Annotated in this window: 12 protein-coding genes; 2 read left to right on the forward strand and 10 right to left on the reverse strand. The window is 65.3% G+C overall.

The annotated features are described in order from the left end of the window. Nucleotides 1-343 precede the first annotated feature (343 nt). On the forward strand, nucleotides 344-1,102 hold the full coding sequence (locus tag H8A95_RS39415) for a haloacid dehalogenase type II (RefSeq protein ID WP_229187950.1): 759 nt from the start codon (nucleotides 344-346) through the stop codon (nucleotides 1,100-1,102). Between the two features lie 32 nt (nucleotides 1,103-1,134). On the opposite strand, the gene H8A95_RS39420 is transcribed toward H8A95_RS39415, so the two are convergent. From H8A95_RS39420 to H8A95_RS39465, 10 genes are all read right to left on the reverse strand, one after another. After that, nucleotides 1,135-1,899, reverse strand: a complete 765-nt coding sequence (locus tag H8A95_RS39420; protein ID WP_229187958.1) for a serine acetyltransferase domain-containing protein — start codon at nucleotides 1,897-1,899, stop codon at nucleotides 1,135-1,137. Between the two features lie 155 nt (nucleotides 1,900-2,054). Further along, nucleotides 2,055-2,546, reverse strand: a complete 492-nt coding sequence (locus H8A95_RS39425) for a DUF2852 domain-containing protein (RefSeq protein ID WP_207833029.1) — start codon at nucleotides 2,544-2,546, stop codon at nucleotides 2,055-2,057. A gap of 131 nt (nucleotides 2,547-2,677) precedes the next feature. After that, entirely contained in the window at nucleotides 2,678-3,391 is a 714-nt protein-coding gene (locus tag H8A95_RS39430) for a TetR/AcrR family transcriptional regulator (protein ID WP_229170721.1), read from the reverse strand. Between the two features lie 131 nt (nucleotides 3,392-3,522). After that, nucleotides 3,523-4,053, reverse strand: coding sequence for a dihydrofolate reductase family protein (locus tag H8A95_RS39435; RefSeq protein ID WP_229187951.1), 531 nt, complete (start codon nucleotides 4,051-4,053; stop codon nucleotides 3,523-3,525). A gap of 189 nt (nucleotides 4,054-4,242) precedes the next feature. Beyond that, nucleotides 4,243-4,608 carry a YciI family protein gene (locus H8A95_RS39440; RefSeq protein ID WP_163157322.1) on the reverse strand — a complete coding sequence of 122 codons (366 nt, stop codon included), beginning with the start codon at nucleotides 4,606-4,608 and terminating at the stop codon, nucleotides 4,243-4,245. An 88-nt stretch (nucleotides 4,609-4,696) separates the two neighbouring features. Then, nucleotides 4,697-5,122 carry a YciI family protein gene (locus tag H8A95_RS39445; protein ID WP_229187952.1) on the reverse strand — a complete coding sequence of 142 codons (426 nt, stop codon included), beginning with the start codon at nucleotides 5,120-5,122 and terminating at the stop codon, nucleotides 4,697-4,699. Between the two features lie 146 nt (nucleotides 5,123-5,268). Continuing rightward, on the reverse strand, nucleotides 5,269-5,685 hold the full coding sequence (locus H8A95_RS39450; protein ID WP_229187953.1) for a YciI family protein: 417 nt from the start codon (nucleotides 5,683-5,685) through the stop codon (nucleotides 5,269-5,271). Nucleotides 5,686-5,808: 123 nt separating this feature from the next. Further along, the gene (locus tag H8A95_RS39455; RefSeq protein WP_229187954.1) at nucleotides 5,809-7,014 is read right to left on the reverse strand and encodes a serine hydrolase domain-containing protein; all 1,206 of its coding nucleotides are present in this window, start codon (nucleotides 7,012-7,014) and stop codon (nucleotides 5,809-5,811) included. A 73-nt stretch (nucleotides 7,015-7,087) separates the two neighbouring features. Continuing rightward, on the reverse strand, nucleotides 7,088-7,459 hold the full coding sequence (locus tag H8A95_RS39460; RefSeq protein WP_229187955.1) for a nuclear transport factor 2 family protein: 372 nt from the start codon (nucleotides 7,457-7,459) through the stop codon (nucleotides 7,088-7,090). Between the two features lie 163 nt (nucleotides 7,460-7,622). Continuing rightward, nucleotides 7,623-8,297: a glutathione S-transferase family protein gene (locus H8A95_RS39465; protein ID WP_229187956.1), complete on the reverse strand. Its 675-nt coding sequence runs from the start codon at nucleotides 8,295-8,297 to the stop codon at nucleotides 7,623-7,625. A 173-nt stretch (nucleotides 8,298-8,470) separates the two neighbouring features. Here H8A95_RS39465 and H8A95_RS39470 point away from each other — a divergent pair, with 173 nt between their 5' ends. Beyond that, the gene (locus H8A95_RS39470) at nucleotides 8,471-9,256 is read left to right on the forward strand and encodes an SDR family NAD(P)-dependent oxidoreductase (RefSeq protein ID WP_229187957.1); all 786 of its coding nucleotides are present in this window, start codon (nucleotides 8,471-8,473) and stop codon (nucleotides 9,254-9,256) included. Nucleotides 9,257-9,271: the final 15 nt, after the last annotated feature.

The following is a 9,271-nucleotide window of genomic DNA, read 5'->3' on the forward strand; positions in this document are numbered from 1 at the left end:
CGCAACCGGGGTCTACCCCGGTTGCGCATCGTAAGTTTGCGCAAGTCGGGCGAGCCCGACTTGCGTCGGGGGAGGGTTGGGGAGAGGGGTACCGCTTGCTCCGCTCTCCGTTAGAAACGGCGATGCTCGCTACGCAGGTTGAGCCAGCGTGATCACATCTCGTACATCTCTCCCGGGGCCACCCCTCTCCCCACCCTCTCCCGCAAGGGGAGAGGGAGCCTGAGTGGCGTGCTCACCTGACGAAGGATTTGGTACGCCGCTTCCGATACAAGCAACCGGGGACCGAACCGTGCTACCCGATCTGACCAGACGAAGCTTTGTGACTGCCGGAGGACTATCGATCATGGCCGCGATGACGGGGATACAGCCGGCAGGCGCCGCGACATGGCGCGATGAGATCCGCGCCATCGCGTTCGACATCCAGGGGACGTGCGTCGACTTCTACCAGCCGATCCTGCGTGCGGGGCAAGCCATCAACGCCGCGAAGGGGCTCACGCTCGACTGGGCCAGGCTCTCGAGCGAATGGCGCGATCTCTATCGTGCCGCGCTCGACGACGTGATCGCCGGCAAGCGCCCGTGGATCCGGGTCGACCGCATCTATCGCGTCGCGCTGGATGTGCTGCTCGATCGCCACGGCCTTTCGGAGGCGTTCTCCAGAGATGAGCGCGACGAATTGAACACGGTGTGGACCAGGCTCGACGCCTGGCCCGACAGCGTCGAAGGGCTGACCCGCCTGCGCGGCCGGTTCGTGACCTCGACATTGTCGAATGCCGGCATGGCCGCGGTGGTGGCGGTGGTCAAGCACGCCAGGCTGCCGTTCGACGCCGTGCTGACCGCGGAGCTGGCGCGCAGCTACAAGCCGTCACCCGCGGTGTATCAACTCGCCGTCGACTATCTCGGCTATCCCGCCGACAAGATTCTGATGGTCGCGTGCCACAAATACGACCTGAAGGCGGCCCGCGCCTTCGGCATGCGCACCGCGTTCGTCGCCCGTCCGCTGGAGTTCGGGCCGGCGGCGAAGGTCGACGTCGCGCCGGAATCCTGGATCGACCTCCACGCGGACAGTTTTACGCAACTCGCAGATATGCTTGTGCCGGCGTGACGACGCGAGGGGAGCCCGCCAGGGTGCTCGCCCTACGCCAGCGCACCCGCTTCCGCACAATTGGTCAGCCGCGCCGGCACGCCGACAGCGGTGCAGCCGGCCGGCACATCCGACGTGACAAGCGCGCCGGCGCCGACCTTGGCGAAGTCGCCGATCGAGAGCTTGCCGATCACCGTCGCGCCCGCGCTGAGCAGCACGCCATGACCGATCCTCGGGGCGTGGCGCGGATCATCCTGATGCCGCGCGATGGTGACGTTCTGCAGGATCGTGACCTCGTCGCCAACAGAGGCCAGCGCGCCGATGATGATGCCGGTGCCGTGATCGAGGAAAACCGCCGTTCCGATTTGGGCCGACGGGTGAATGCTGATCTGCAACTGATCCGCCGCCGCGCTTTGCATCAATAGCGCAAGATCGGGACGATCGTTCCGCCACAGCCAGTTCGACACGCGCCAGGCTTGCAGCGCGACGTAACCCTTGAAGTTCAGGAGCGGCGGCAGCAGGCCTGATATCGCCGGATCGCGGCGCACGATCGCGGTGAAATCAACGGCCGCGGCATCGACCAGCGCGGGCTCGGCCGTATAGGCCTCGCGGGCCGCGCGCGCGAACTGCGCACGGTCGGCATCTCCGCGGCCGATGCGCCGGCCGATCAGGAAAGCGAGCGCGCCGCCGAAATCGCCCTGGTCGAGGATGAAGGCGGCCGATGCTTCGAGAAAGGGATCGGCGACAATTGCGGCTTCCGCCTCGCGCCGGATCGCAGACCAGAGATCGTCAGACCTCGCCGTCGCAGATTCCGCCATCATCTTCGCCTCATCGTTCGGATTGCCGGACGATACAGTGGGCATCACCGTTGCAAAATGCAAACCGCCCGCTTGCTTGTCGCAAACGGGCGGCTCAGGGCCATCAGGTTCTATGGGGGCACATCGCCTGAAGGCTTAGTGCTTGCCTCGCGTGATCAGCTCTGCGGCGGCTGGTCGTTCGGCGGGGTCGGACGGGTCTTGTGCTGGGCCATGAAGGCGTCGAACTCTTCCTTGTCCTTCGCGTGGCGCAGGCGATCGAGGAAGTTCTTGAACTCGACCTGCTCCTCCTCGAGACGACGCAGCGTATCCTGGCGGTACTCGTCGAAGGCGCGGTTGCCGCTGGTGGGCGGGCCAAAGCCGCCGAACGGGAAGCCGCGGCGCTCCATGCGGCTCTTCATCCGCTCCATCTTGTCCTGCATGCGCTCCATCTTGTTCGCCCAACGATCCTGATCGTAGTGACTCCAACAGGCCATTTTTCTGCTCCCGAGTGTGAAAAAGAGAAGGGCGAGGCCGATCGGCCACCAGATCATGAAGCCGAGGATGATCCCGGCGATCTTCAGGGGATGCCACGGCGTCGCGTAGAAGTGTGGACGGTAGGGCTCTTCGACGGGGCCGCGCCAGCGATTGACATCTGCGGTGTAGGCCATTTCCTTCTCCATCACGGCAATCACGCCGTTGTGAATGTAAATAACATTTACATAGATAGCCGAGCCCTTGGGAAAGTCAAGCAGAGCAGATGCCGCACCCCTCGGATTATTTTTGGCTTGGTCGTTGAACCTTATTTCGGTTTGCCCCACGGGCCGGATCTGTCGCCGGCCGGCTCTTCGTCGGCTGCCGCGGTTCCCGGCCTGCGATCGGTGAGGAAGCCAAGGCCGCGCAGATAGATCAGCACTTCGGCCTCGAGCAGATCCTCCGGCGACATCGGCAGCTTGCGCCGCGCGGCATCGCCGCGGCCGAACAGCGAGGCGACGCCGTGCGACATCGACCAGATATGCAGCGCCATCATCATCGCCGGCGGGCGCGGTGTGCCGGGCGGCGCCAGTGCCGCGAGCCGCTCAGCGGCGGCGCGGATGATCGCGAACGCCCGTTCGCTTGCCGCCATCAGGGTCGGATTGGAATCGACCGGCAGGCCGGATTCGAACATCGCGGAGTAGAACGCGGGCTCCTCACGCGCAAAGGCGAGATAGGCCTTGCCGACCCGCTCGAACGCCGAGACGGTGTCGGGGCGGCCGTCGTCCCAGGCCTGCGTCAAGAGGGACTCGAACTGCTCGAAGCCGCGCTGTGCGATGCTGGCGATCAGTTCGTCACGGTCGCGGAAGTGGCGGTAGGGCGCAGCGGGGCTGACGCCGGCCATCCGCGCGGCATCGGCGAAGGTGAAGCCGGCCGGCCCCTTCTTCGAGATCAGGTCGAGGGCGGCCTGCAGCAACGCCTCTTTGAGATTGCCGTGATGATAGCCGCGCTCGGCGCGGCCTTGGTCCTTGCGCCAGCTCATGTGAACGGCTTTTACATGAGCCGGCGGTAAAGGTCACTAGCGGCCAGGCCGGCGGTTCATCAAGATTAACGGATCAGCCGGCTGAACGCCGTCGAGGACTTCCTCGCCAAGCCGACAGGCGCATTGCGTGACTAGGCAGGGACGTAGGTCAACCTGAGCGTGTTCTCGCCCAGCCGATCGCTCGCCACGAGGCGGAGCGGCGCGCGGGGGCCGGCAAAGAACGGCTTGCCGCGACCAAGCACGATAGGCCGGAGGTAGATTCGATACTCGTCAATCAGGCCGAGCCCAGTCAGGTTCCCGGCCAGCTCCGGTCCAGCGACTTCGATCTCGCCGTCGAGCCGGGCCCTCAGCCCGCGCACCGCCGCTGCGAGGTCCCCCTCGACGAGCGTCGCGTTGGGTCCGACCGACTTCAGCGAGCGCGACACGACCCACTTTGGCCGGCTCCGCCACGCTGCCGCATAGTCGCGTTCCTCCGCATCCCAGCCAGGGAGGTCTTCATCCCAATAGCGCATCACATCGTACATGCGGCGGCCGTACACCATGCCGGTCACGCCGCGCACCTGCTCGACGAAATGACGAAACAACCCGGTGTCCGGCAGCATAGCCTGATGATCGACATAGCCGTCGAGCGACTGGTTCAATCCGAAGACGAGCTTCGCCATGGCGCGAGACCTCTACCCGGGGTTTTCAGATTTGCTTGGGCCGGCATGATTTGAGGGCGATGTCGGGCGGATCAATGCAGGCAGCCTGTCGGTAGATCGAACAAGCCGACGTTCGTTCTCCGGATGGGAGCCCTCTCCCGCGGGAAGCGGGAGAGGTACAGTGGGTTTGGCGCTCCAGCGCCCCGGGCTCTATCGCCCCGGGATCGGCAGCACCGGCATGATCTCCACGGCTTCGCCCGGGAAGATCGCAAAGTGCGGGTGGTTCTCGAACAGCTTGGCCGCCGCCTCATGCGAGGGCGCACGCACCACCGTGAAGCCGGTGATCAGATTGGTGATGTCCGCCGTGCCGCCGGCGCCGACCTTCTTGGTCTTGCCGAGCGGTCCGCCCATCTCGACGATCACGTCGTGATGCTTCTCGACCCAGGCGCCCCACGCCGCCATGCCCTGCTGCTCCTTGGCGCGCCGTTCAGCCTCGGGCATCGCGTTCCAGGCTTCCATGCGCGCGCCGGTTTTACCGCCGCCGAGATAGACGGCAAGGAAGGTGTTGCTGCTCATCATGCTTCTCCGTTGTGGTGGTTGGTGGTTCGACGATCGGTTGGTGGCGCGATGCCGCCGTGCAGCGGCATCGCCTGGTGTTCAAAAATCAGCGCAGCGCCTTGCCCCAGCCGCCCTGCGGATGCTCGAAGGTGGCGGCCGCCTGTTGCACCTCCTCCGAGAAATCGCTCATCTCCTGCACCTGGCGGATCTCGATTATCTCGTTCGCGGTGGCGGGGCACTTCTTGGCCCATGCGATCGCCTCGGCGCGCGAGGCGACCTCGATCATCCAGAAGCCGCCGATCACCTCCTTGGCCTCGGTGAACGGGCCGTCGATCACGACGGGCTCGCCGGTGTCGAACTTGACGCGCGCGCCTGATGCCGGCGGATGCAGGCCTTCCAGCGTGATCAGCACGCCGGCGTCCTTGAGCGCCTGATTGTATCGCATCATCGCAGCGACCCGTTCGGGGTCGAGCTCGAGCTTGGCCGGCGCGGACTCGTAGCCGAGCGGGATCATCAGCATCATGAAACGCATTGGTCGGATTTCCCTATCTGTTGACGCACTCGCAATCTTCACCCTCGTCATTCCCGGACGTGTCAGGCCCGGAATCCATGACTTGCGACGGTGGTTATGTATTCCGGGCGCATCGCCTCGGCGATATCCCGGAATGACGTCGGGTGTCATTTCTTGCCTGCCTGCGCGCGCAGGCGCTCTCCCCGCTCGCGCAGCTCCGGCGTCAGCGCCGCGCCGAAATCGTCCGGCGTAAACACCTGACGGATTTCGATCTCGGAGCCGCCGCCGAACGGCGCGCGCTTCATCCAGTCGATCGCTTCATCGAGCGATTTGGTCTCGATCAGCCAGAAGCCCGCGACGAGATCCCTGCTCAGGCCGAACGGTCCGTGCGACACGGCGCCCTGCCCGCCGGCATATTTGACGCGGGCGCCCTTGCTGGTCGGATGCAACCCCTCGCCGGCCTGCATTACGCCGGCCTTGACCATCTCCTCGTTGAACTTGCGCATCGCCGCGAGCAGCTCGGTGTCCGGCATCACACCGGCCTCGGTATCGCTGTTCGCCTTCACGATCACCATGAACTTCATCGTCCTGCTCCGTTGTCTCTCGGCCGATCACAACACCGGCGCTCGGTTGAAAGACGTTGGAGGGTTTGCGCTCCCGACACGATCATTGAAATTATCTTCGACGTCATTGACGCAGGCCTCGCGCTAGTCATCGATCGCCTGATAGGCGAGCGTCCAGAAATCGGAGAACACCGGCAGCGGCTGCGGCGAATCCATCATGCGCTGGGTCAGCAGGATTCCGGTCATCGCCTCGCCCGGGTCGGAATACCAGGAGGTGCCATAGCCACCGTCCCAGCCGTAGCGGCCCGGCACATCACAGAGGTCGTCGCGCGCGGTCACGACCGACAGCCCGAAACCCCAGCCCCGCGTGCCGAGCAAAAACTCGGAGCCAAGTTTTTGTTCCGGCGTGATCTGGTTCGAGGTCATCAGCTCCACCGAGGGACGCGACAGGATGCGCTCGGTGCCGAGCCGCCCGCCGTTGAGCATCATCTGCGCGAAGGCGTTGAAATCATCCGCGGTCGACACCAGCCCGGCCCCGCCGTTCTCGAACGCCGGCGGCGTAGCGTATTTGCCGGTCGCGGGCGCGTCGAACACCTTCAGCGCGCCGCTCGCAGGATCGCGGGCATAGGCCGTCGCAAGCCGCGTCAACTTGTGTTGCGGCACATGGAAAGCCGTATCCTTCATTCCGAGCGGCTCGAACACGCGTTCCTGCAGGAAGCCGCCGAACGAGGTTCCGGCGACGCGCGCGATCAAGACACCGAGGATCAGGCTCCCGGTGTTGTAGAGCCAGCGTTCACCGGGTTGATAGGCCAGCGGCAGCGTGCCGTAGCGACGCAGCAATTCGTCCGGCGGAAACGACGGAAACACCGGCCCGGGCGCGAAGCCCGCATCCGCCAGCGCCATCTGGATCGGATAGCGCGCCGGATAAGCGGGGATCATGCCGAGCCCGAAGCGAAAGGTCAGAAGATCACGCAACGTGATCGCGCGCCTCGCCGGCACCGTGTCGTTGACCTCGGATTCGATGCTGCGCAGCACCTTGCGATCGGCGAGCTCCGGCAGCCAGCGATCGAGGGGATCGTCGAGCCTGAGCCGGCATTCCTCGACCAGGATCATCGCGGCGACCGCCGTCACCGGCTTGGTCATCGAGGCGATGCGGAAGATGGTATCGCGCTGCATCGGCGGGCCATCCACCGCCATGCGTCCGATCACATCGGCATGGATCTCGCCGCGACGGCTGACCAGCGCCACGAGACCAGGCACGTCGCCATCTTCGATATGGCGCGCCAGCACGTCATGCATGCGTCCGAGCCGCGCCTGCGACAGGCCGCCATTGTCACTTGCTATGGGCATTTGCCAGCCTTCCTTCGTCAAAATTCGCGCTCGCCGAAGACGATGATCGAGTGAGCGACATCATCAGGGCTGTTTATCGCTCCTGCCGGACCAACTCGCCGTCCTGATGCGACGGACCGAAATAGACGTCGATCCGCGACACCCTGTCGCCGTCGAACACGAAGAACTCGGTGTTGCGAAAGCTCTTGCCGTCGCGGGCAACGCAGCGATAAGTGACGAAGGCCTCGGCGCCGTCGACCATGATGCGCTCGATCTCGTGACGGCCGATCCAGCCAGGGTCGCGCCAGCACTCGGCGAAATAGCGCGGCTTGTCGATGTTCTCGCCATAGGGTGTCGAGAAGCGGAAATCCTCCGCGAACGCCGCTTCCACGCCCGCGCGGTCATTGGCGAGATAGGCGGCGAAGAGCGAGCGGATGATCTCCGCACTGTTGCCAGCTGCAGCCATGTCGTCTCCACGTCATTCGCCCGGGCACCGGAGCGCGAAGTGCTCCAGAACCCGGGCTTCAGGGAGATGACGAATGGGACGGCGCGAAAGCGACAGCGCGCCGCGATTTATTTTTCGGAACCGGACCGGCGGTCAGGTTCCGTCTCGGTTCAGCTTTCCTGGTTCAGCCTTCCTGGGGGAACATACCGAAATACGGCTCGGCTTCCTTCAGGACGCGCGCAAAGGACGGACGCACCTTCAACCGCTCGAGATAGGCAGCCAGATGGCGGTGGCCCTCTCCGATCGGCTCGACCTTGTTGCCGTAGAACAGCGCCGGCGCGGCTGCACAATCGGCCAGCGAGAATTGCTCGCCCATCATCCAGCCGCGACGCGCGAGTTGCCGATCCAGGATCAGCAATTGCTGATCCAGGATCGCATAGGAGCTGCGGAGCTCCGCCCGCGCGACGGCGACGCCATGCGGATCCCTGCGATCCGCAGGCCGCAGCCGGTCGCCGACGATCTTCTGGGTCGGCAGATGGACATAGAGATCGACGAAGCGGTCGCGCAGCCGGGTCTGCAGCGCGAGCTCCGAATCGTCGGGGATCAGCCTGACGGTGCCGGGATAGTGCCGGTCGAGATACTCGATGACGATACTCGATTCAGGCACCGTCTCGCCGCGCGTCTCGTCGCGGAGCAAGGGAAAGCGGCCGATCGGCGACAGCGCGAGCAGCGCCGCCCGCTCGGCGGGATCGCCGAGATTGACCATGTTCGGCGTGAACGTTGCGCCGTTCTCGTAAAGCGCGACCAGCGCCTTCCAGCAGAACGAGGACAGCGGGTGGTAATGCAGGGTCAGTGACATCAGAACTCCATCATGGAACCAGTACCCGCAGGACGAAGCGGACACCGCCCTGCCGACATCTCGCACGCTGATTATTTAGCTGGAATGCGAGTCGGTTGACACGCCTCGGCAAAGATCGCAGACGAACTGCCTTGTCTGCCAGCCAAGCCGAAACCCGAACAATGGACCGCACAATGACCTCGTCTCAGCCCAAAGTCGCACTCGTGACCGGCGCCGCGCGCGGCATCGGGCTTGCCGCCGCGAAACGCTTTCTCGCTGACGGCTGGCGCGTCGCGCTGCTCGACATCGAGGGCGCGCTGCTGGAGAGCGCGGTCGCGGCCCTGAAGCAGCCCGACGACACGCTGGCGCTGACCTGCGACGTATCGGACGCCGCCGGCGTGGCCAAGGCGGTGGCGGCGATCACGAGCCGCTTCGGCCGGCTCGACGCGTTGGTCAACAACGCCGGCACGGCGGTGTTCGCGCCGGTGCTGGAGACCTCCGACGCCGACTGGACCCGGATCATGGCGGTCAATCTCACCGGCCCCTTCCTGTGCACCAAGGCGGCCGCGCCCTTGATGCGCGAGCATGGCGGCGCGATCGTCAACATCACCTCGATCTCGGCGGTGCGCGCCTCGACGCTGCGCTCGGCCTACGGCACCAGCAAGGCCGGCCTTGCGCATCTCACCAAGCAGCTCGCGGTCGAGCTCGCCTCGCTCGGCATCCGCGTCAACGGCGTGGCGCCCGGTCCGGTCGAGACCGCGATGGCCAAGGCTGTCCACACGCCGGAGATCCGCGCCGACTATCACGACGCCATCCCGCTCAACCGCTACGGGCTGGAGGAAGAGCTGGCGGAAGCGATCTTCTTCCTGTGCTCGGATCGCGCCAGCTACATCACCGGACAGATCCTCGCCGTCGACGGCGGCTTCGACGCCGCCGGCATCGGCCTGCCGACGTTGCGCGGCCAGCGGCGGAATGGGTAGTTCATTCTACCACCG

The organism is Bradyrhizobium oropedii, from assembly GCF_020889685.1.
Taxonomy (GTDB): Bacteria; Pseudomonadota; Alphaproteobacteria; order Rhizobiales; family Xanthobacteraceae; genus Bradyrhizobium; species Bradyrhizobium oropedii.

Excerpts from the sequence above, each read along its gene's own strand:
- H8A95_RS39415 (WP_229187950.1), top strand. The coding sequence starts at position 344 with ATGGCCGCGATGACGGGGATACAGCCGGCAGGCGCCGCGACATGGCGC.
- H8A95_RS39470 (WP_229187957.1), top strand. The coding sequence starts at position 8,471 with ATGACCTCGTCTCAGCCCAAAGTCGCACTCGTGACCGGCGCCGCGCGC.
- H8A95_RS39420 (WP_229187958.1), bottom strand. The coding sequence starts at position 1,899 with ATGGCGGAATCTGCGACGGCGAGGTCTGACGATCTCTGGTCTGCGATC.
- H8A95_RS39460 (WP_229187955.1), bottom strand. The coding sequence starts at position 7,459 with ATGGCTGCAGCTGGCAACAGTGCGGAGATCATCCGCTCGCTCTTCGCC.
- H8A95_RS39465 (WP_229187956.1), bottom strand. The coding sequence starts at position 8,297 with ATGTCACTGACCCTGCATTACCACCCGCTGTCCTCGTTCTGCTGGAAG.
- H8A95_RS39430 (WP_229170721.1), bottom strand. The coding sequence starts at position 3,391 with ATGAGCTGGCGCAAGGACCAAGGCCGCGCCGAGCGCGGCTATCATCAC.
- H8A95_RS39445 (WP_229187952.1), bottom strand. The coding sequence starts at position 5,122 with ATGCGTTTCATGATGCTGATGATCCCGCTCGGCTACGAGTCCGCGCCG.
- H8A95_RS39455 (WP_229187954.1), bottom strand. The coding sequence starts at position 7,014 with ATGCCCATAGCAAGTGACAATGGCGGCCTGTCGCAGGCGCGGCTCGGA.
- H8A95_RS39450 (WP_229187953.1), bottom strand. The coding sequence starts at position 5,685 with ATGAAGTTCATGGTGATCGTGAAGGCGAACAGCGATACCGAGGCCGGT.
- H8A95_RS39425 (WP_207833029.1), bottom strand. The coding sequence starts at position 2,546 with ATGGCCTACACCGCAGATGTCAATCGCTGGCGCGGCCCCGTCGAAGAG.
- H8A95_RS39435 (WP_229187951.1), bottom strand. The coding sequence starts at position 4,053 with ATGGCGAAGCTCGTCTTCGGATTGAACCAGTCGCTCGACGGCTATGTC.
- H8A95_RS39440 (WP_163157322.1), bottom strand. The coding sequence starts at position 4,608 with ATGAGCAGCAACACCTTCCTTGCCGTCTATCTCGGCGGCGGTAAAACC.